General features: G+C 30.1%; 18 protein-coding genes. 13 read left to right on the top strand and 5 right to left on the bottom strand.

The annotated features are described in order from the left end of the window. Positions 1 to 41: 41 nt before the first annotated feature. From Q0714_RS02675 to Q0714_RS02665, 3 genes are all read right to left on the bottom strand, one after another. Complete coding sequence (locus Q0714_RS02675; protein ID WP_298262764.1) at positions 42 to 1,175, bottom strand: saccharopine dehydrogenase C-terminal domain-containing protein; 1,134 nt, start codon at positions 1,173 to 1,175, stop codon at positions 42 to 44. A gap of 136 nt (positions 1,176 to 1,311) precedes the next feature. Further along, entirely contained in the window at positions 1,312 to 2,046 is a 735-nt protein-coding gene (locus Q0714_RS02670; RefSeq protein WP_298262763.1) for a sulfite exporter TauE/SafE family protein, read from the bottom strand. A 57-nt stretch (positions 2,047 to 2,103) separates the two neighbouring features. Beyond that, complete coding sequence (locus tag Q0714_RS02665; protein ID WP_298262762.1) at positions 2,104 to 3,048, bottom strand: TIGR01212 family radical SAM protein; 945 nt, start codon at positions 3,046 to 3,048, stop codon at positions 2,104 to 2,106. A 103-nt stretch (positions 3,049 to 3,151) separates the two neighbouring features. On the opposite strand from Q0714_RS02665, the gene Q0714_RS02660 reads away from it, so the two are divergent. Continuing rightward, positions 3,152 to 4,486 (top strand): Na+/H+ antiporter NhaC family protein, encoded by a 1,335-nt coding sequence (locus tag Q0714_RS02660; RefSeq protein ID WP_298262761.1) that lies wholly within the window; start codon positions 3,152 to 3,154, stop codon positions 4,484 to 4,486. A gap of 39 nt (positions 4,487 to 4,525) precedes the next feature. Continuing rightward, positions 4,526 to 4,981 (top strand): 3-oxoacyl-ACP synthase, encoded by a 456-nt coding sequence (locus tag Q0714_RS02655; RefSeq protein ID WP_298262760.1) that lies wholly within the window; start codon positions 4,526 to 4,528, stop codon positions 4,979 to 4,981. Positions 4,982 to 5,034: 53 nt separating this feature from the next. Here Q0714_RS02655 and Q0714_RS02650 read toward each other — a convergent pair whose 3' ends face one another. Continuing rightward, the gene (locus Q0714_RS02650; protein WP_298262759.1) at positions 5,035 to 7,179 is read right to left on the bottom strand and encodes a prolyl oligopeptidase family serine peptidase; all 2,145 of its coding nucleotides are present in this window, start codon (positions 7,177 to 7,179) and stop codon (positions 5,035 to 5,037) included. Positions 7,180 to 7,387: 208 nt separating this feature from the next. On the opposite strand from Q0714_RS02650, the gene trxA reads away from it, so the two are divergent. Beyond that, positions 7,388 to 7,747, top strand: a complete 360-nt coding sequence (gene trxA / locus Q0714_RS02645) for a thioredoxin (RefSeq protein ID WP_298262758.1) — start codon at positions 7,388 to 7,390, stop codon at positions 7,745 to 7,747. Between the two features lie 54 nt (positions 7,748 to 7,801). On the opposite strand, the gene Q0714_RS02640 is transcribed toward trxA, so the two are convergent. Further along, a complete protein-coding gene (locus Q0714_RS02640) occupies positions 7,802 to 8,791 on the bottom strand; it encodes an aspartate-semialdehyde dehydrogenase (RefSeq protein WP_298262757.1) in 990 nt (329 codons plus the stop codon). A gap of 188 nt (positions 8,792 to 8,979) precedes the next feature. Between Q0714_RS02640 and Q0714_RS02635 the strand changes: the two genes are divergently transcribed. The 10 genes from Q0714_RS02635 to Q0714_RS02590 all read left to right on the top strand — a co-directional run bounded on the left by Q0714_RS02635 (position 8,980) and on the right by Q0714_RS02590 (position 21,197). Further along, positions 8,980 to 10,323 carry a carboxypeptidase-like regulatory domain-containing protein gene (locus Q0714_RS02635; RefSeq protein ID WP_298262756.1) on the top strand — a complete coding sequence of 448 codons (1,344 nt, stop codon included), beginning with the start codon at positions 8,980 to 8,982 and terminating at the stop codon, positions 10,321 to 10,323. 115 nt (positions 10,324 to 10,438) lie between these two features. Next, positions 10,439 to 11,692, top strand: a complete 1,254-nt coding sequence (locus Q0714_RS02630) for a peptidase U32 family protein (RefSeq protein ID WP_298262755.1) — start codon at positions 10,439 to 10,441, stop codon at positions 11,690 to 11,692. A 1-nt stretch (position 11,693) separates the two neighbouring features. After that, positions 11,694 to 11,924 (top strand): ferredoxin, encoded by a 231-nt coding sequence (locus Q0714_RS02625; protein WP_298262754.1) that lies wholly within the window; start codon positions 11,694 to 11,696, stop codon positions 11,922 to 11,924. A 114-nt stretch (positions 11,925 to 12,038) separates the two neighbouring features. Continuing rightward, positions 12,039 to 13,340, top strand: coding sequence for a regulatory iron-sulfur-containing complex subunit RicT (locus Q0714_RS02620; protein WP_298262753.1), 1,302 nt, complete (start codon positions 12,039 to 12,041; stop codon positions 13,338 to 13,340). Continuing rightward, the gene (locus Q0714_RS02615) at positions 13,315 to 13,818 is read left to right on the top strand and encodes a gliding motility lipoprotein GldH (RefSeq protein WP_298262752.1); all 504 of its coding nucleotides are present in this window, start codon (positions 13,315 to 13,317) and stop codon (positions 13,816 to 13,818) included. The genes Q0714_RS02620 and Q0714_RS02615 overlap by 26 nt, the downstream gene beginning before the upstream one ends. Continuing rightward, positions 13,815 to 16,097, top strand: a complete 2,283-nt coding sequence (locus tag Q0714_RS02610) for a transglycosylase domain-containing protein (protein WP_298262751.1) — start codon at positions 13,815 to 13,817, stop codon at positions 16,095 to 16,097. Before Q0714_RS02615 ends, Q0714_RS02610 begins: the two co-directional genes overlap by 4 nt. Positions 16,098 to 16,103: 6 nt before the next feature. Beyond that, a complete protein-coding gene (locus Q0714_RS02605; RefSeq protein WP_298262750.1) occupies positions 16,104 to 17,924 on the top strand; it encodes an AMP-binding protein in 1,821 nt (606 codons plus the stop codon). 1 nt (position 17,925) lies between these two features. After that, positions 17,926 to 18,687, top strand: coding sequence for an exodeoxyribonuclease III (locus Q0714_RS02600; protein ID WP_298262749.1), 762 nt, complete (start codon positions 17,926 to 17,928; stop codon positions 18,685 to 18,687). 14 nt (positions 18,688 to 18,701) lie between these two features. Further along, positions 18,702 to 19,652 (top strand): OmpA family protein, encoded by a 951-nt coding sequence (locus Q0714_RS02595; protein WP_298262748.1) that lies wholly within the window; start codon positions 18,702 to 18,704, stop codon positions 19,650 to 19,652. Between the two features lie 6 nt (positions 19,653 to 19,658). Beyond that, complete coding sequence (locus tag Q0714_RS02590) at positions 19,659 to 21,197, top strand: lytic transglycosylase domain-containing protein (protein ID WP_298262747.1); 1,539 nt, start codon at positions 19,659 to 19,661, stop codon at positions 21,195 to 21,197. The last annotated feature ends 5 nt before the right edge of the window (positions 21,198 to 21,202 follow it).

Raw genomic sequence — 21,202 nt, 5'->3', positions numbered from 1 at the left:
AAAAATAATTTATTTTTTGATATTACCAAAAAAGTAATAAATTAATTTTCTTTTTTTATGTAGTGTATATTTCTTTCTTCTAAATAATTTAAAATGTAATTGAAACAAATTTCATGTTTACCAATCAATTCTGGAGGAAAAATACCTTTTTCAACAAATAATCCATCTAAAAATAAATTAGCTACCGCAGTGGCTGTATAACCAGTTGTTCTAGCCATTGATGTAGTTTGTGTTTTTTCACAATATTCATCATGTAGATTGTAAACTATTGTTTTTAATTGACCTTTAGAGTTGGATCCTTTTAATGTAATTCTCATTACGGTAAGCTCTTCTTCAGTTTCACCTAGTTTCCACTCATTAAACAATATTTTTGAAGTGAAATCTAATGGAGAAATAGAAGTTCCGTTAATAGTTATTTTTTCTTTATTAAAAAAACCACTTTCCTTTAACACTTTTACATATTCTACATGACCGGGGTAACGCAGCGTTTTTTCTTTCATGTTTTTTATATGTGGCATAGTAAAAATAATAGATCGTAATCCATCAGAATTAAACGATTCTAAAGTGCCAATGCCTTTAAAATCAACGTACTCACAATCTGATAGAGCTTCTTTAGTTATTACTGTACCATTTTCAATATAGCGTGCTGGTCTCGTGTATTCTTCTATAACATCAACAGGGGAGAATGGGGCTTTATAACAGAAAGGCCATTTTTTAACCTTAGGTAAACCTCCTACCAAACACTCAAAATCAGTTAGTTTTAGCTTTTCGTTGTAATAGCCAAGAATGATGTTTCCCATTCCAGGAGCTACACCACAATCAACAATAGCTGTGACATTTTTTTCTTTTGCAAGTTGATCTAATTCTAAAGAGTTTTCAGGAAAAAAAGAAATATCTACAACATTTTTTTGTGCTTCTATAACAGCTTTTAACGTTTGAAAACCCAAATATCCAGGAACGGCACAAATTACTAAATCAAAAGGTTTTAGTGCTTGTTGAAGTTCTTTTTTATTAGTTACATCTAATTGAAGTGTTGTTAAAGTTGTACCTTTTTTTGCAACTTTTTTTAATACATTGTTATTTAAATCTGAAATTGTTACTCGGTGTTTTGTTGCTAAATCAATTGCCATAGTACTTCCAACCATACCAGCGCCTAATACAATAATTGAAATCATAAGAAAAATTTAAAATGAGTAGATAAATTGAATTTTAAAGAATTTGTTTTCAATTTATAAACCAGGAATAAATATCCAAGGCATTTCTGAAAGGTGTTTAATCTTGTGAAGTTTCATTTGTTAAACATACAACATATTAATTGCTAAATATAGTTAATTTTAAAAAGGTGATAACACCTGTAATTAATATTAAGATTAATACGATAGATTTAAATCTATTTTCTGAAATATAATTAAGTAATTTTTTACCAATAAAAGTTCCTAAAATACTAGCAATTAATAAAAAAGGAATTAAATATAAATCGTGTTTATGAACAAATCCGTTGTTGTAATATACAATGCTTCTACTTAAATCAACGCCTAAATCTATAAAAGCTGAGGTAGCTATAAAAGTTTCTATAGTTAATCCAAATGAGGTCAAAGTAATTCCTCTTATCGCTCCACCAGTGCCAATTAAGCCTGCAATTAGTCCTGAAAAGATTCCTCCTAAAACAGAATTTTTTATAGTTGGTTTGAGTATTATTTGTTTAAAGAATAAAAATGTAAGGCTTGTAATTATTAAAAAACAAGCAAGTATAATTTCTAATATTTTGGAGTTAAATAAATTACTAAAATAAGCCCCAATTATTACAAACAAAATTGCTGGAGTGCCTACCCAAATCATTAAATTTTTATCAAGACCTTTTCTAAAAAAAGCAATTTTAGTTAGGTTACTTGAAACATGAAAAATTGCTGTAATTCCTAAAACAGAATGAAAATCTAAGAAGAAACTAGCGATAGGTACAAAAAATAATGAAGAACCAAATCCGCCAACGGTTCCAAGAATTTCTGCAGCTAATGCTAGTATGATAAAGAGTAAAAAATAATCCAAACTAAAAATTTTTGAAAGTTCACTTTTCCAAAACTCTGTTTAATTAAAAGTACACTATTATTTAATAAGTTCAAGTGTATAATTTTTACCTTGCCAAGTGTCTTTTTCTTTTAATTTTTTATCAATTTTAGCTACAATTTCAAAGTTTTTTAATTTACCCCATTTTGGTGCAATTAATAAATCGTGAGGTGCTTCACTCACAAAGCGTTCTATTACAATATTAGGGTTTAAATAACTTATAAATTCGGTAACAAAATCTATATATTTTTTAGAGGTAAATAAGTTAAAATTTTCAGGATTTCTTTTGTATTGAATAGCCATTACAGAATTTTTTACAATTTGTAAATGATGTATTTTTAAAGTATCAATAGGTAATTTTGAAACTTCAACTGCGTGGTTTAATAAATCTTTTTTATTTTCTCCTGGAAGTCCTAATATAATATGAGCTCCTAGATGAAAGCTCTTATTTTTACATTTTTCAAAAGTTGCTTTTGTATCTTCAAATGTGTGGCATCGATTTACATTTAGTAATGTATTTTCATTGGTACTTTCCACTCCAAACTCTAAAGAAATAAAGTATTTTTTTGAAAGCTGATTTAAATAATTAATAATTTCATTTGAAATACAATCTGGGCGAGTTCCAATAACTAACCCAACAACTTTAGGAACTTTTAAAGCTTCATTATACATAGCTTTTAGCGACTCAAAATCTGAATAGGTATTGGTGTAAGCTTGAAAATAAGCTAGAAATTTATTGTTTTTACCTTTTTTAGAGAAAAACTCAATGCCTTGTTCAAGTTGATCTTTGATGCTTTTTTGTGGTTCGCAATAATCAGGATTAAACGTATTATTATTACAATAGGTGCAACCTCCATAACCTTTAGAACCATCTCTATTTGGGCAAGAAAAGCCTATATCAAGAGATATTTTCTGAACTCGTTCACCAAAATGTAGTTTGATAAATGAGCCATAATCATTATATCGTTTTCCTGTAATTTCCACAACTTTGTCTAAATTCCAAAAATAATAGGATCTGTTTAGAATACCTAAAACCTAAGGGTTATATTTTTTTATTATCTTCATAAAGACTAAACTAACTAAATCTATGAAAAAATTTCCGAATGCCTTGGTGATTATGATTGGCTTTATTTTGCTCTCTGCAATTTTAACTTATCTTATTCCTAAAGGTGAATATCAAAGAGTTACTAACCCAAATACAAATCAAGTTACTGTTATTCCAAATTCTTACAAACTTATTGATGCTGAACCAGTATCTGTTTTCAAAACCATTTTAGCTATTCCAGAAGGCATAGTTAGCAGAGCTGATTTAATAGCATTGATTCTTTTAATAGGAGGCTGTTTTTATATTATTGAAAAAACAGGAGCACTCAAAGAAGGGATTACTTATTTAACAATAAAATTAAAAGGTAAAGAAGAAGTGGTTTTAATATTAGTTTCAATAATTTTTTTAATTGCTGGAGCTTTAAGTGGATTGCAAGAAGAAGTTATTGCTATGATGCCTGTTTTACTTTATTTAACTTCACGATTAGGGTATAATGCTTTTGTTGCTATAGCAATTAGTTATGGTTCGGCAATTTTAGGAGCTTCATTTAGTCCAATTAACCCATTTGCAGTGGTAATTGCTCAAAAAGAAACCGGATTAGAATTTTTATCAGGAAGTGTATATAGATTATTAATCATGCTTTTTGCTTTTATTATATGGATGTTTATGATTATTAGATATGCTAACAAAAATAAAGTTAGCAAGCTAATTGAACCAAACGAATTAATCCAAAAAATAAGTTTAAGAAGTATTATAATTTTAGCATTAGTAGGGTTAGCATTTGTTGTGCTAATCATTGGAATGATGAAATATAATTGGGGGTTTAATGAAATGTCGGCTGAGTTTTTTACTTTGGGAATTATTGTAGGCTTAATAGGTAAATTAGGAATGAATGGCACTATTGAAACTTATATTGAGGGTTTTAAAGAATTGGTTTTTGCCGCCATGATTGTTGGTTTTGCTAGTAGCATTTCAATCATCCTTCAACAAGGTAAAATTATAGATTCAATCATTTATGGTCTTTTTACACCTATGCAATATTTACCAAAAAGTTTGGCTGCTATTTCAATGATGATTTCTCAATCTTTATTACACTTTCCTGTTTCAAGTTATTCGGGTCAAGCAATTTTAACAATGCCTGTTTTGGCACCTTTATCAGACTTAATAGGAATTTCTCGTCAAGTTTGTGTATTAGCCTATCAATATGGAGCTGTAATGATGGATTTAGTTTTTCCAACTCAAGGAGCATTAATGGCTGTCATAGCTATTGCAGGAATTCCTTTTAATAAATGGTTAAAGTTTATTTTTAGGTTTGTAATAGCCATATTATTTGTTGGTGCAATAGCGATTGTAATTGCTATTTATATAGGTTTTTAAGTTTTTAATGAGATTATAAATTATTTTTACCAACTAATTATGAAAGATTCATTAAAAATAAAACAACAATTATTTGAAGCTTGTTTACAATTTGTAAATAACAGATCGCTTACCATTAAACAAATGATGAACTCGAATCAAAAAGCACTGCTATCTGAAACTAAGAGTTCTGCAGGAGATAAGCATGAAACGGGAAGAGCTATGTTACAATTAGAAATGGAAAAAGCTAGTCAACAATTAGCTTCAGTACAACAAATGAAAGAAGTTTTGAATAAAATATCTATTGGAAAAACATCTAAAGTAAGTTGCTTAGGAAGTGTTGTGATTACCAACAAAGCTACTTATTATTTAGCAATAAGCGCAGGTAAAATTCTTATTAAAAATATAGACTATTTTGCCGTTTCAATTAATTCACCAATAGGTAAACAATTATTGGGAAGTAGTGTTGGAGATGTAATTGCTTTTAATGATACAAAAATTATAGAAATATATTGATTGATAAAAAAACCGTTCAATTGAACGGTTTTTCTATTAAAGTATTTATAAAATTAACCTTTAACATTTGTTTTACTAGGTAATTCTTTATATCCCATATTGTATAAAGTAAATCCAAAAATATCAGCGTATTGTTCAATAGTTTTTGATACAGGTGTTCCTGCACCATGACCTGCGTTGGTTTCAATACGAATTAAGGTAGCATTACTTCCACTTTGTTTGGCTTGTAATTCAGCGGCAAACTTAAATGAATGTGCAGGTACAACTCTATCATCATGGTCTCCTGTTGTAACCATAGTTGCCGGGTATTCAACACCTTCTTTTACATTATGCACAGGAGAATATCCTTTTAGGTATTCAAACATTTCTTTTGACTCTTCAGAAGTTCCATAATCATAAGCCCATCCTGCTCCAGCAGTAAAAGTATGGTAACGCAACATATCCATAACTCCAACAGCAGGTAACGCCACTTTCATTAAGCTAGGTCTTTGAGTCATTGTTGCACCAACTAACAAACCTCCATTAGAACCTCCTCTAATAGCTAAGTAACCTGAAGAGGTATAGTTGTTTTCAATTAAATATTCTGCAGCGGCTATAAAATCATCAAATACATTTTGTTTTTGTTGTTTTGTTCCAGCATCATGCCAAGCTTTTCCGTACTCACCACCACCTCTTAAATTAGGAACTGCATAAATACCGCCTTGTTCCATCCAAACAGCATTAGCAATGCTAAAACTTGGAGTTAAACTAATATTAAAACCGCCATAACCATATAAAATAGTTGGATTTTTACCATTTAATTCAGTTCCTTTTTTATATGAAATAATCATAGGAATTTTAGTTCCATCTTTTGAAGTGTAAAATACTTGAGTTGATTCAAAATTATCAGAGTTAAAATCTATAGCAGGTTTTACATATAATTTAGATTCGCCATTTGCAGGTTTAAATGAATAAATTGAACCGGGAGTTGTATAGTTTGTAAATGAATAATAAATTAGTTCATCTGTGCTTTTCCCATTAAAGCCTCCAACGGTTCCTATTCCAGGTAATTTAATTTCTCTAATTAATGTTCCGTTGTAATCGTATTGTTGTACTTGAGAAACAGCATCAACCATATAATTTGCAAAAATACTTTTGCTTGCTGTAGTAACATTTAATACATTATTAGTTTCTGAAATTACATCAATCCAATTTTCAGGTGTTGGATTTTTTGCATTCACTTTTACAACTCGTTTGTTTGGAGCATCTAAATTTGTGAGTAATAAAAGAGTATCTTCATCATTATCAATAACAGAAGTATCGTAGTCAAAATTAGTGATTATAGGAATAATTGCACTATTAGGGTTGGATAAATCTTTTATATATAATTCATTTCCAGAAGTTGATACCGAGGCGCTAATTATTAAGTATTTGCCATCTTCAGTAACACCACCACCTACATATCTTCTTTTTTGTTTATCCCCAAAAATTATAATATCTTCTTTTTGTGAAGTGCCTAATTTATGATAAAATAAACGATGTTGATCCGTTTTTGCTGAAAGTTCACTTCCTTTTGGTTTTTCATAACTAGAATAGTAAATTCCTTCATTACCTTTCCATGAAAGACCACTAAATTTAACATCGAGTAGGGTATCTTCTTTAATTTCTTTAGAAACAGCATCCATTATAATAATTTTTCTCCAATCAGAACCACCTTCAGAAATAGCATAGGCAATGGTATTTCCATCTTTTGAAAAAGATAATCCGCCTAGCGATGTTGTACCATCTTCAGAAAATGTATTTGGATCTAAAAAAACTTCTGGTTCTTCGTTTCCTTTAAACCGGTACAAAACATGCTGGTTTTGAAGTCCATTATTTTTATAAAAATAAGTGTATTCACCTTCTTTAAAAGGAGAACCAATTTTTTCGTAATTCCATAATTTTTCTAAACGATTTTTCAACTCTTCCCGATAAGGAATTTTTGTTAAGTAGTTAAAAGTCACTTCATTTTGCGCACTTACCCAATCTGCAGTTTCTTTAGATCTATCATCTTCTAGCCATCTATAAGGATCTTTAACTTCTGTTCCAAAATAATTGGTAATAGTATCAACTTTTTTAGTTGTAGGGTACTTCAAATTTAAACTGGTTTTTTCAGATTCAGAATTTTTACAAGATATCATAAAAACTCCAATCATTGTTACTATTAAAATTTTTTTCATTGTAGTTGTTTTTAGTTGCTAACAAATTTAATTAAAAAAAGTGCCTTTGAAATTAGTATAAATTTTATTTAGGAAATTTTTAAGAATTAAGCACTTAGTTAATAAATAGCTGTAACTATTGTTACGTTAAATATGTAAGTTTTTATGTCACTTTGTCGTCTAAACAAAACGGAATAAAAATTGCTATATAATTATAAAATATATTAAAATGACTGAATTATTAACAAAAGAAACTTTTTTAGAAAAGGTTTTTAATTTCGAAAAAAATAAAGAGTGGAAATTTGAAGGAGAACTGCCTTGCATTATTGATTTTTATGCAGATTGGTGTGGTCCTTGTAAAATGATAGCTCCAGTTTTAGAAGAATTAAGTAATGATTACGAAGGAAAAGTAAATATTTATAAAGTAGATACTGAAGCAGAACAAGAATTAGCTGCGGCTTTTGGTATTAGAAGTATTCCTTCTATGTTATTTGTTCCTAAAGATGCAGATCCGCAAATGGCTCAAGGTGCGTTGCCTAAACATCAACTAGAGCAAATAATAAACGATGTATTATCGGTTTCAAAATAAACCTCAAGAAACCCCAAAATCAAAGCCGCACATTGTGCGGCTTTTTAGTTTTAATTAAACCAAATTATTTTCTACTAAATATTCGGCAATTTGAATGGTATTGGTTGCAGCTCCTTTACGTAAGTTGTCTGCTACAATCCACATATTTAATGTATTAGATTGCGATTCGTCTCTCCTTATTCTACCTACAAATACTTCATCTTTATTGTTGGCATATATTGGCATTGGATATGTATTTGTATCTAAATTATCTTGTACAATTACTCCAGAGGTTTCACTTAATAATTTGCGAACATCAGCCAAATCAAAATCTTTTTCAAACTGAACATTTACAGCTTCAGAATGCCCACCAGCAGTAGGGATACGAACTGCAGTTGCAGTTACAGAAAAAGAATCATCACCTAAAATTTTCTTAGGTTCTTTAACCAATTTCATTTCTTCTTTCGTATAACCATTTTCTAAAAAAACATCACAATGTGGAATTGCATTTCTATTAATTGGATAATGATAAGCCATTTCTCCTTTTACACCTTTTGTTTCATTTTCTAATTGTTGAACGGCTTTTACTCCTGTTCCTGAAACGGATTGGTAGGTTGAAATTACTACACGTTTCATGCGATATTTTTTGTGTAACGGTGCCAATGCCATTACTAACTGAATTGTTGAACAATTTGGGTTGGCAATAATTTTATCTTCTTTAGTTAATACATTTCCGTTAATTTCTGGCACCACTAATTTTTTAGTTGAATCCATTCTCCAAGCAGAAGAGTTGTCTACAACGGTACAACCAACTTCAGCAAATTTTGGAGCCCATTGTTCTGAAGTTGTTCCACCAGCAGAAAATAAAGCAATATCAGGTTTGGCATTAACTGCATCTTGCAATCCAATAACAGTATATGTTTTATCTTTATATGATACTTGTTTCCCTACAGATCTTTCTGAAGCTACTAGTAATAGTTCAGTAATTGGAAAATTTCTTTCTGCCAGAACTTGTAACATTACGTTTCCTACCATTCCGGTAGCACCTACAACAGCTACTTTCATTTAATTTTGTTTTAGATTTAAAATAATGCTACAAATTTTATAAAAAAATGTAACAATAAAGTGTAAATATTTGAAAATTAACAAATAAATAATTTTTTGTTAAATAAGTATATTGTATTTACTACCAAGTTTCTGTTTGTTAATTATTTAGTTAGGTATGATTTTTGATACCCATGGTAAATATATTTATGAAGATAACAACAATTATATATTTTTTATTAAGCTCTTTTTGGTCTTATTCTCAATACATTGAAGGTACAGTTTTAGATACGCAAACCAATAAACCAATAGAAGGGGTTCATGTATTTATGAAAGGTATAAATAGAGGCACTTTAACTAATCATAAAGGAAATTATCACTTAAAATTTCCATATAAAATTGTTAAATCAGATACTATTAGATTCTCACATGTTGCATATGGTATTTTAGAAATCCCTTTTATAGCTAGTAAAAATAATTATTCTATCTACCTTTTAAAAGATGTTAATACACTTAAAGAAATAAAGGTTTCAAATAAAATAAATTTAAAACCTTCAATAAAATTCAATGTCTTAGCTGAAATGAAAAAAGGGGTTTATTCATTTGGATCAATTTTAAAAGATGAGCATATTTATGTTTTTGGAGGAGATGTTTCTTATGAAGAGGATAGATTTAAAAAACTTATTGAGTTTAATCCAGAAATTTCTTTTAAAGATTTTTTACGGAAAGGTGTAAATTTTTCAAAGGAGAGTTATAGTGGAGCTATACAACGTTATGATATAAATAATAATAGATGGGAAAAATTGAACATCAAGTTTAGGGAAAGAGCCTATCATAATGCGCATTTAATTGATAATAAATTTTATATTCTAGGAGGTAAACGTTCATCAATAAGTAAAAAAAGAGAATATTTAGATGATAAAATTGAAGTTCTAAATCTAGAAACAAATAAAATTAAAATTGATGATACAAATCCTCATCAAGCAGTTGACTTTGCTTCTTGTGTTTATAAAGGAAATATTATTGTAATGGGAGGTTCAATTAGTAAAAATAAACTTGGAGTAAAACAATATTCAAATACAGTACATTTATATGAAGTTAACTCTGGATTTTGGTATCATTTAGGAAACATGCCAGTATCAAAAGAAGCTCAAGGTGTATTGGTAAATGATAAATTTTATTTAATAGGAGGCTATAATAAAGTACCATTGAGTTCAATTGAATCGTATAATTTAATTACTGGAAAATGGAAAAAAGAAGGAGAATTGTTTGAGGGAGTTAGTAAACCGGCTTTGGCAAATTATGAACACATGATTTATATTTTTGATGCAGATAAAATAGTAACATTCAATATTTTAACAAATGTATTAAATCAATACTCAATAGATTTAAATTTGAAAGAAGCCAAACTTTATTATTTCAATCATAAATTATATATTCTTGGAGGTTTTAATAAAACCAATTATTCCTTTTATCCTTCAAGAGCGCTTTATAGTATAGATATTGATGAATTTAATAAGACTAAAATTGAAAAATCAAAAAAAATTCATTAAAAAGCTAGGTGTTATTAATCAATAAAAATAATTACTTGGATTTCTAAATCGATTATTGCTTTGGAATTCTATTACTTACCATAAAAAATGTAATTTTGCAAAAAATCAAAAAAGAATGACTACTACTGGAAAAATAGAATTAATGGCTCCAGCCGGAAATTTTGAATCATTACAAGCTGCTTTAGACAATGGAGCAGATTCAATTTATTTTGGTGTTGAGCAATTAAACATGAGAGCAAGAGCATCAATTAACTTTACGTTAGATGATTTAAAAGAAATTTCTGATAGATGTAAGGCTAAAAATGTAAGAACCTATCTTACTTTAAATACTATTATTTACGACCACGATTTATCAATAGTAAAAACCTTAATTCAAAAAGCAAAAGACGCAAATATTACAGCAGTTATTGCGATGGATCAAGCAGTAATAGCTACGGCAAGAGAAATTGGAATGGAAATTCATATTTCAACACAAATAAATATTACCAATATTGAAACTGTAAAGTTTTATGCCATGTTTGCAGATACCATGGTGTTGAGCAGAGAGTTGAGTTTGCGCCAGGTAAAGAAAATTACTGAACAAATTGTAAAAGATGATGTTAGGGGACCAGCAGGAAACTTAGTTGAAATTGAAATTTTTGGACATGGGGCTTTATGTATGGCTGTTTCAGGTAAATGTTATATGAGTTTGCATAATCATAATTCCTCTGCAAATAGAGGAGCTTGCAAACAAAATTGCAGAAAAAAATATACCGTTATAGATCAAGAAACCGGCGTTGAAATGGAGTTGGATAATGAGTATATTATGTCGCCAAAAGATTTATGTACCATCGATTTTTTAAATGAAATTGTAGATGCAGGTGTAAAAGTGTTAAAAATTGAAGGAAGAGGTAGAGCTCCTGAATATGTAGCTAAAGTAATTAAATGTTACCGAGATGCTATTGATAGTATTGAAGAAGGAACTTACAGCAAAGAAAAAGTGATTACTTGGATGCAAGAGTTGGAAAAAGTATATAATAGAGGATTTTGGAGTGGATATTATTTAGGGCAACAATTAGGAGAGTGGAGCAAGGGCTCTGGAAGTCATGCCTCTCAAAAGAAAGTATATCTAGGAAAAGGAATGCATTATTTCCCAAAGTCTAATATTGGAGAGTTTAAAATTGAAGCCTACGATATTACTATTGGAGATACCATTTTAATAACAGGACCAACCACTGGTGCTAAAGAAATGAAAGTAAAAGAAATGTATGTAAATGATGTTGAAGGTACAAAAGCTCAAAAAGGAGATTCGTGCACCATTCCATTAGATTTTAGAATCCGTCCATCAGATAAATTATATAAAATTGTTGAAAATAAAGTAGAGGCTTAATATGGTAATTATAACCTTGCAAAGAGCTAAATGTATTGGCTGTAATTATTGTGTTGAATTAGCTCCTGCTCAATTTCAAATGTCCAAAAAAGACGGAAAATCAGTATTACTACATTCTAAAGAAAAAAAAGGATTTTTCACAATTAAATCATCAGACGAAACTATTTTTGATGCAAGTTTAAAAGCAAAGGAAGCTTGTCCGGTAAAAATTATTGATGTAAAACAAACCTAAAATCCAATTTTAAACGTTTTACTTTAGTAATATTAATTATATCTTTACAAATTAGTGAAGATTGTAAAATTGCAGGTTCAATTTTACTTAACTTAAATAAAATAGATTTAATATATGAGCTGTAATAGTTGCTCTTCAGATATAAATACAATTCCAAAAGGTTGTAAAAGTAACGGAAATTGTGGTACAGGAGACTGTGATAAACTTTCGGTCTTTGATTGGTTGTCTAATATGGCTTTACCTACAGGGCAAGAACCAATGAGAATTGTAGAGGTTCGTTTTAAAAATGGAAGAAAACATTTTTATAAAAATGTAGATAATTTACAACTTTCTATGGGTGATGTAGTTGCTGTAGAAGGAAATCCAGGTCACGATGTTGGTACAGTTTCGCTTACAGGAGAATTGGTAAAAATTCAAATGAAGAAAAAAGGAATTGATGCTGATAGTGAAGACGTAAAAAAAATATACCGCAAAGCAACTCAAAAAGACATAGATATTTGGCAAGCTGCACGTGATAAAGAATACGATACACAATATAGAGGAAGAGAAATTTTAAGTCGTTTAGGATTAAAAATGAAACTTTCAGATGTTGAGTATCAAGGCGATGGAAATAAGGCTACGTTCTATTATACAGCTGATGAACGAGTTGATTTTAGACAGTTAATTAGAGATTTAGCGAGTGCTTTTAGCATTCGTGTTGAAATGAAACAAGTGGGTTTGCGTCAAGAAGCTGCTAGATTAGGAGGCGTTGGTTCTTGTGGACGTGAGTTATGTTGTTCAACTTGGTTAACCGATTTAAGAAAAGTAAATACTACAGCTGCTCGTTATCAACAATTATCTTTAAACCCTCAAAAATTAGCAGGGCAATGTGGTAAATTAAAATGCTGTTTAAATTATGAGCTAGATACTTATTTAGACGCTTTAACTGATTTTCCTAAACAAGATGTTGTTTTAAAAACCGAGAAAGGAGATGCCGTTTTTATTAAAATGGATATTTTCAAAAACCTATTATGGTATACTTATAAAGAAAATAGAAGTAAATGGTATAAACTTACCCTAGATCAGGTTCAAGAAATTATTACTTTAAATAATAATAAAGAAAAAATTTCTTCATTAGAAGATTATGAAGTTGATTTAATTGAAGATCCAAAAACAGATTTTGAAAATGTTGTTGGCCAAGATAGCTTAACTCGTTTTGATATTCCAAAAAGAAAGAAGAAGAGAAAAAACAAAAATAAAAATAGAATTAATAAGCCTAAAAATCAACAAAATACCAATCTTCCTAAAAATCAGCCTAAAAAAAATATTATAAAAGCAAAAGAGGCTGTAGATGGAAATCAACCAAAGACTAAAGTAAATAGAAATAAAAAACGAAGACCTCCTAAAAAAAGTGCAAACAATACTAAAAATTCGTAAACAATTAAGTAGTATTATAATTGCCTTACTGCTTATTTCTTGTAATTCAAACATGGTATTTGACCAATATCAATCTATTGATAATCATGAATGGCCTTCAGGTGCTAAACTAGATTTTATTGTGCCAAACCTAGATACTATTTCATCTAAAAATGTGTTTATAAATATTAGAAATAATAAAGATTATGAGTTTAGCTCATTGTTTTTAATAACTAAAATTGAATTTCCAAGTGGTTTTCAAGTAGTTGATACTTTGGAATATGAAATGACGGATGCTTCAGGAAAATGGTTGGGTTCTGGTTTTACAGATATTAAAGAAAACAAACTTTTTTATAAAGAAAATGTAGTATTTTCTGAAAAAGGAGATTACAAATTTATGATTCAACAAGCTACAAGAAGTATTCAAGATATTGAAGGAAAAGAACCTTTAAAAGGTATTACAAATGTAGGTTTAAGTATAGAAAAAGTTAAAAAATGACAAAAAAAGAAACTACAAGCACTCAATTTAACAAATATGTAAAATGGTTTTGGATGGTTGTTTTAGGAGGAACAGCTTCGTTAATTTTAATATTTTTATTAGCGTCTTGGGGTGTTTTTGGAAAACTACCCACATTTGAAGAGTTAGAAAATCCCGAAAAAAACTTAGCTTCAGAAGTCATTTCTATTGATGGTAAAACCCTAGGAAAATATGCATTTGAAAACCGTACTCCTGTAAAATACTCTGACTTGCCTCAAAACCTAGTGGAGGCTCTTATTGCAACTGAAGACGAGCGTTTTTACGAGCATTCTGGAATAGATTTTAAAGCTACAATGCGTGCTGTTGCAAAAATGGGTAAAGGAGGAGGAGGTAGTACCATTACACAACAATTAGCCAAATTATTATTTCACGGAGAAGGATCTAAAAATTTGCCTGAAAGGATACTTCAAAAATTCAAAGAATATGTAATTGCGGTTCGTCTAGAGCGTCAGTACACGAAACATGAAATTTTAACGATGTATTTGAATAAGTACGACTTTTTAAATCTAGCTGTAGGTATTCGTTCAGCTTCACGTATTTATTTTGGGAAGGAACCAATAGATTTAAGCGTTTCCGAATCTGCAATGTTAGTTGGGATGCTTAAAAATGCTTCATATTTTAATCCGTTAAGAAGAGAAGAGTTGGTTAGAGATCGAAGAAATGTAGTATTGAGTCAAATGCATAGAAATAATTTTATTACTGAAAAATTAAAAGATTCTTTGCAGCAAAAAGGATTAGACCTGAATATAAATAGAGAGGGACATAGTGATGGATATGCTACTTATTTTAGAGAGTATTTGCGTGATTTTATGAAAGATTGGATTAAAAAAAATCCAAAACCTGATGGCTCAGAATACAACATTCACAGAGATGGTCTTAAAATATATGTTACTATAGATTCTCGAATGCAACAATATGCCGAAGAAGCGATGCAAGAGCATATGGCAAATTTACAACGCGTATTTTTTAAAGAACAAAAACGTAACAGAACAGCTCCTTTTTATGAGCTTGATAAACATCAGATAGCCTCAACAATTGAACAAGCAATGAAACGTTCAAACCGTTGGAGAAGAATGAAAGCAAATGGAGCTTCTGAAAAAGAGATCAGGGCTTCTTTTGACGAAAAAACAAACATGAAAATATTTTCGTGGAAAGGAGATATCGATACCATACTATCTCCAAAAGATTCTATAAGATACTACAAGCATATATTAAGAGCAGGGTTAATGTCTATCGAACCTCAAACAGGACATATAAAAACTTGGGTAGGAGGTATCAATTACAAACATTTTCAGTTTGATGCTGTAAAACAACAAAAAAGACAAGTTGGCTCTACATTTAAACCATTTGTATATGCTTCGGCAATCAATCAATTAAAATTATCACCCTGTTATAAGTTACCAAACGCGCCTTACACTATTCCAAAAGAAAAGTACGGAATGCCAGAAGATTGGACTCCAAAAAACGCCACTGACGATTATGGAGGAGAATTAACCTTAAAAGAAGCTCTAGCGGGTTCTGTTAACGTAGTAACAGCACAATTAATTGACATGGTTCATCCACAAACTGTTGTGGCTTTAGCTAAAAGTGCTGGGATTAAAAGTGAAATTCCTGAGGTACCAGCAATTGCTTTAGGGTCGGTAGATTTATCCTTATATGAAATGGTAAACGCTTATGCAACATTTGCCAATAAAGGGTTGCAAGTTGAACCAATGATGTTGTTAAAAATTGAAGATAAAAATGGCACAGTTTTAGAACAATTTGCACCTAACTCTAAAGAGGTATTAAGTGAAGAGTCTGCTTATGTAGTTATAAATTTATTAGAAGGAGTTACAGAATCTGGATCAGGGATTCGTTTGCGTAGTAAATGGGGGAATTACCCAGATAATGTAGTAACGGGCTATCCTTACCAATTTACCAATCCTATTGCAGGTAAAACAGGAACAACACAAAATCAATCCGATGGTTGGTTTATGGGAATTGTACCTAATTTAGCTACAGGTGTTTGGGTAGGTGGAGAAGATAGAGCCACACATTTTGCAGGAATAACTAAAGGGCAAGGAGCTACTATGGCATTGCCAATTTGGGCATTATTTTATCAAAAATTGTATGCAGATCCAAGCTTAAATGTGAGTAAAGATGAATTTGAAAAACCTGAAGAGTTAAACATTGAGATAGACTGTAATAAAACAAAAGAAGGTGCTGTTGAAGAAATTATTGAAAAGGAAATAGAATTTTAAGATAAAATGAAGTATAAACCTTTTTGGAAGCCATCAAAAAAAGTAATTGAACACAGCAACATTTTTAAAATGATGCAACAACATGGTTTTAATAATTATCAAGATTTTTGGAAATGGTCTGTAACACAAAAAGATAGTTTTTGGGAAGAAACACTTCAAAATTTAGCAATTAAATTGCAACAAAAATATACTTCAATTGTTGATGTTTCTAATGGAGTAGAAAACCCACAGTGGTTAAAAAATGCCAAACTTAATATTGTAGATTCTTGCTTTCAAAATGATGATGATAGTATTGCTATAATTTTTCAGAAAGAAGGAGGGCAACTTCAAAAAGTAAGTCAAAAAGAACTGTTAGAATTAGTTAATAGAATTGCTAATGGACTACTTAAAATTGGACTAAAAAAGGGAGATAGAATTGCTATTGATATGCCTATGACTTTAGAAGCTGTAGCAATTTATTTGGCAGGAATTAAAGCAGGAATGCCAATAGTTACCATAGCAGATAGTTTTACACCAAATGAAATAGCTGTTCGATTAAAAATAACCAAACCTAGCATAATTTTTACTCAAGATGTATTAAAAAGGGCGGGTAAAGAGTTGCCTTTATTTCAAAAAATAGTGGATGCTAATGCTCCAAAAGCAGTTGTTTTAGAAGTTTCAGAAAAAACTATCAACCTCAGAAGTCATGATATGTATTGGACTGATTTTGTAAGTTCTAATACTGAATTTGAAACAGTTATTCAACATCCAGATGATATCATTACTATTTTATTTTCTTCTGGAACTACAGGAGAACCCAAAGCAATCCCTTGGACACATACAACACCTATAAAAGGAGCAAGTGACGGATATTACCATCAAGATATCCATAAAAATGATGTGGTTTGTTGGCCAACTAATTTAGGGTGGATGATGGGGCCTTGGTTGGTTTTTGCAGCGCTTATTAACAAAGCTACTATAGCTTTGTATTACGGAGCACCTATGGGTGAAGAGTTTGGTGAATTTGTTCAATATGCAAAAGTCACTATGTTGGGAGTAATCCCAAGTTTTGTAAAATATTGGCAGCACACAAAGTGTATGGAGAACTTTAATTGGGATACCATAAAATGTTTTAGTTCTACCGGAGAAGTTTCCAATCCAAACGAAATGGAATATTTAATGCAATTAGCAAATAAAAAACCAGTTATAGAATATTGTGGAGGTACTGAAATAGGAGGAGGTTATGTTACAAGTACTGTTGTTCAACCAAATATAGCTAGTACTTTTTCAACTCAAGCTTTAGGAGGAGAATTTGTATTGTTAGATGAAAACAACAATAAAACAACTAAAGGAGAGTTATTTTTACTTCCACCGATAATGGGATTATCAAATACCTTATTAAATCGAAATCATTTTGAAGTATATTATAAAAACACTCCAAAATTTGAAGGAAATTTAACTCGGCGTCATGGAGATCAACTTTTGCAATTAGAAAATGGGTATTATAAAGCTCAAGGAAGGGTTGATGACGCAATGAATTTAGGTGGAATTAAAGTAAGTTCTGTTCAAATAGAGGCGGTTTTAAACAAACTTTCCTTTGTAAAAGAAGCTGCTGCTATTGCAGTTTCACCAAAAGATGGAGGACCAAGTTTATTAGTTGTTTATTATGTAGAGAACCCTACTGAAGTAACTAAAGAAGAACGTTTACAACAAGCAAAAGAGGTTGTTAGAAAACAACTAAACCCACTATTTAAAGTTTCAGATTTGGTAAAAATTGAAAAATTACCTAGAACAGCTTCCAATAAAGTAATGAGAAGAACATTAAGAGATTTATACGAAAACGAATAAAATGAAAATAATATCATACAACGTTAACGGAATTAGAGCAGCATTAAAAAAAGGGTTTTTAGATTGGTTACAATCTGCAAAACCTGATGTAATTTGTATTCAAGAAACAAAAGCACATAAAGATCAGCTAGATTTAAACTTGTTTGAGGAAGCTGGTTATCCATACCATTATTGGTTTTCAGCTCAAAAAAAAGGCTATAGTAGCGTAGCAATTTTATCAAAGCATGAACCAAATTATGTAGCATATGGAACAGGTATTGAATCAATGGATTTTGAAGGACGTAATTTGCGTATTGATTTTGATGAATTTTCAATCATGAGTTTGTACTTGCCTTCTGGAACTAATGATGATAGGTTAGATTTTAAATTGAATTATATGGATGAATTTCAAGAGTATGTAAATGACTTAAAGAAAGAGATTCCCAATTTAATTATTTGTGGAGATTATAATATTTGTCACCAAGAAATTGATATTCATAACCCTAAAATGAAAGGTGTTTCAGGGTTTTTACCCGTTGAAAGAGAATGGATTGGAAATTTTATAGATAGTGGATTTATTGATTCATTTAGGTATTTAAATAAAGAACCTCATCATTACAGTTGGTGGAGTTATAGAGCCAATGCTAGAAATAATAATAAAGGATGGAGAATTGATTATCATATGGTAAGTGAGCCATTAAAAGATAAAATTAAAAGAGCATATATTTTACCTGAAGCAAAACATTCAGATCATTGTCCAATAGTAGTAGAAATAGAAAAATAAAAAACACTAAAAATATGTTTAAAAAAACCTCAATTTTAATTGTTATTGCATTTACCTTAAATGCCTGTGTTTCTAAAAAAGTTTATCAAGAGTTAGAAACAAAATTCAATAAATTAAGAGCTTCAAATACCGCTTTAATTGAAGAAAAGGATCAACTATTAGTTTCTAAAAAGGCATTGGAAGAAGATTTTGAGAAGCTTCAAAATGAATATGCAGTACTAGAAAATCAAAATAAAAGTTTAAATGATGAGTATATAGCACTTCAAAATAAATACAAAAATTTAGATGAATCATATACGGTTTTAGCAACTCAAAGTTCAAAAAAGCTAGCAGAACAATCTAAAAAAAATCAAGAATTATTAGTCCAACTTGAAGAAAAAGAACGAAAACTTGTAATGGAAAGCGAACGTTTAGAAAATCTACAAAAAGAACTGAATAAACGCTCAGAACAAATAGATGAGTTACAAGCTTTAATTGATGCAAAAGAAGCACAAATGCAACATTTAAAAAATGCAATTTCAAGTGCCTTGCACAATTTTGAAGGAAAAGGCTTAACCGTAGTTCATAAAAATGGAAAAATTTATGTGTCTATGGAAAATAAATTATTGTTTAACTCTGGAAGTTGGGCTGTTGGAACTGAAGGTAAAAAAGCGGTAGAGCAGCTGGCAAGTGTTTTATCTGAAAATACCGATATTAATGTTTTAATTGAAGGGCATACAGACAATGTTCCATATAGAGGCTCTACACTAATTGATAATTGGGACTTATCTGTTAAAAGGGCAACAGCAATAGTTAGAATTCTAGAAAACAAGGGAGTTAATCCAACTCAAATTACTGCAGCAGGTAGAAGTGAGTTTGTACCAATTGACTCCAATAAAACTCTTGAAGGGAAAGCTAAAAATAGAAGAATAGAAATTATTTTAGCACCTAATTTAGATGAAATTTCAAAACTATTAAAAGAATAAATTTTAATGAGGAAACTAAGATTTATAGCAATTTTATTGATAAGTGTAACTGGGTTTTCGCAAAAAGAGAAGGATTCTTTGCAACTTCAAAAAATTGAAGATACCAAAGAGTTATTTTCTGAAAATGATACACTATTTATAAAAAAATCAGATTCATTAGTACTTAAATTTCATAAAGAGGCAACATTAATTGATAGTTTATGGCTAAACGAGTTAATTAAATCGCCTTTGTATGATACCATTCAATACGTACTAAAAGAAGATGAAATTTTAGTAACCGATTTAGAAGAACTCCCAACAGATGTATTAAAAGAGCGTTTGCAAATTTTAGACAGTAAAACTCCTTTTCATATTGAATACAATACGCATTTAGAACAAGTTATTAAAACCTATTTAAAAAGAAGAAAATCCGCTTTTTCTGGTTTAATGGAAAAAGCACGTTATTATTTTCCGATTTTTGAAGAGGTATTAGATAAATATGACATTCCTTTAGAAATGAAATATTTAGCCATTGTTGAGTCTGCACTTAAACCTAGAGCGCGCTCAAGAGTTGGAGCCACAGGATTATGGCAATTTATGTATCAAACTGGAAAACAATTTGATTTAAATGTAAGCTCTTATGTTGATGAACGTTCCGACCCTTATAGCGCAACAGAAGCTGCCTGTAAATATTTGGCTAGTTTGTATAAAATTTTTGGAGATTGGGATTTGGCTTTAGCAGCGTATAATTCAGGACCAGGAAATGTAACTAAAGCAATTCGCCGTTCAGGAGGTAGTACTAACTATTGGAATATTAGGCATAACTTACCTAGAGAAACAGCTAATTACGTGCCTGCTTTTTATGCTACACTATATATCTTTGAATATGCAAATGAGCATAATATTAAGGCAAGAGAAAATACACTAACCTATTTTGAAACAGATACGGTTCAAGTAAAAAGACAATTAACTTTTGAACAAATTTATGAAACTTTAAATGTTGATATTGAAGTATTACAATTTTTAAACCCACAGTATAAATTAGATATTGTGCCTTACATAAAAGGTAGAGATTATAAATTAGCCTTACCAGTTAAAGATGTTGGTAATTTTATAAGTAACGAGCAATTAATTTATGCATATGCCGATGCTGAAGATGCTAAAAGAGAAAAACCATTACCAAAATACTTTGAAATGAATGATCGGATTGTTTACAGAGTTAAAAGCGGTGATTTTTTAGGTAAAATAGCTAACAAATATGGCGTATCTGTAAGCAGTTTAAAACGTTGGAATAATATGCGAAGTACCAGATTAAGAATTGGTCAAAGACTTATAGTATATCCTAAAAAATTAAACACATCGGTTGCAGTTGCAACATCTAACAAAACAAAAAAAGCACAACCTGAAGGAAATTTCAGTACACATACAGTTAAATCTGGAGATTCGCTTTGGTCTATAGCTCAAAAATATTCTAATGTTTCTGTTCAAAATATTAAAGATTGGAACAATATTTGGAGTGCTAAAAGTCTAAAACCAGGAATGAAATTAAAAATATTTACAAAATAATTTAG

It is taken from the genome of uncultured Lutibacter sp., assembly GCF_947493565.1.
Classification (GTDB): Bacteria; Bacteroidota; Bacteroidia; order Flavobacteriales; family Flavobacteriaceae; genus Lutibacter; species Lutibacter aestuarii.
This window is presented reverse-complemented; position numbering and strand designations above follow the sequence as displayed.

Excerpts from the sequence above, each read along its gene's own strand:
- Q0714_RS02630 (WP_298262755.1), top strand. The coding sequence starts at position 10,439 with ATGACTACTACTGGAAAAATAGAATTAATGGCTCCAGCCGGAAATTTT.
- Q0714_RS02610 (WP_298262751.1), top strand. The coding sequence starts at position 13,815 with ATGACAAAAAAAGAAACTACAAGCACTCAATTTAACAAATATGTAAAA.
- Q0714_RS02660 (WP_298262761.1), top strand. The coding sequence starts at position 3,152 with ATGAAAAAATTTCCGAATGCCTTGGTGATTATGATTGGCTTTATTTTG.
- Q0714_RS02590 (WP_298262747.1), top strand. The coding sequence starts at position 19,659 with ATGAGGAAACTAAGATTTATAGCAATTTTATTGATAAGTGTAACTGGG.
- Q0714_RS02675 (WP_298262764.1), bottom strand. The coding sequence starts at position 1,175 with ATGATTTCAATTATTGTATTAGGCGCTGGTATGGTTGGAAGTACTATG.
- Q0714_RS02620 (WP_298262753.1), top strand. The coding sequence starts at position 12,039 with ATGAGCTGTAATAGTTGCTCTTCAGATATAAATACAATTCCAAAAGGT.
- Q0714_RS02605 (WP_298262750.1), top strand. The coding sequence starts at position 16,104 with ATGAAGTATAAACCTTTTTGGAAGCCATCAAAAAAAGTAATTGAACAC.
- Q0714_RS02655 (WP_298262760.1), top strand. The coding sequence starts at position 4,526 with ATGAAAGATTCATTAAAAATAAAACAACAATTATTTGAAGCTTGTTTA.
- Q0714_RS02635 (WP_298262756.1), top strand. The coding sequence starts at position 8,980 with ATGAAGATAACAACAATTATATATTTTTTATTAAGCTCTTTTTGGTCT.
- Q0714_RS02640 (WP_298262757.1), bottom strand. The coding sequence starts at position 8,791 with ATGAAAGTAGCTGTTGTAGGTGCTACCGGAATGGTAGGAAACGTAATG.
- trxA (WP_298262758.1), top strand. The coding sequence starts at position 7,388 with ATGACTGAATTATTAACAAAAGAAACTTTTTTAGAAAAGGTTTTTAAT.
- Q0714_RS02600 (WP_298262749.1), top strand. The coding sequence starts at position 17,926 with ATGAAAATAATATCATACAACGTTAACGGAATTAGAGCAGCATTAAAA.
- Q0714_RS02625 (WP_298262754.1), top strand. The coding sequence starts at position 11,694 with ATGGTAATTATAACCTTGCAAAGAGCTAAATGTATTGGCTGTAATTAT.
- Q0714_RS02650 (WP_298262759.1), bottom strand. The coding sequence starts at position 7,179 with ATGAAAAAAATTTTAATAGTAACAATGATTGGAGTTTTTATGATATCT.
- Q0714_RS02595 (WP_298262748.1), top strand. The coding sequence starts at position 18,702 with ATGTTTAAAAAAACCTCAATTTTAATTGTTATTGCATTTACCTTAAAT.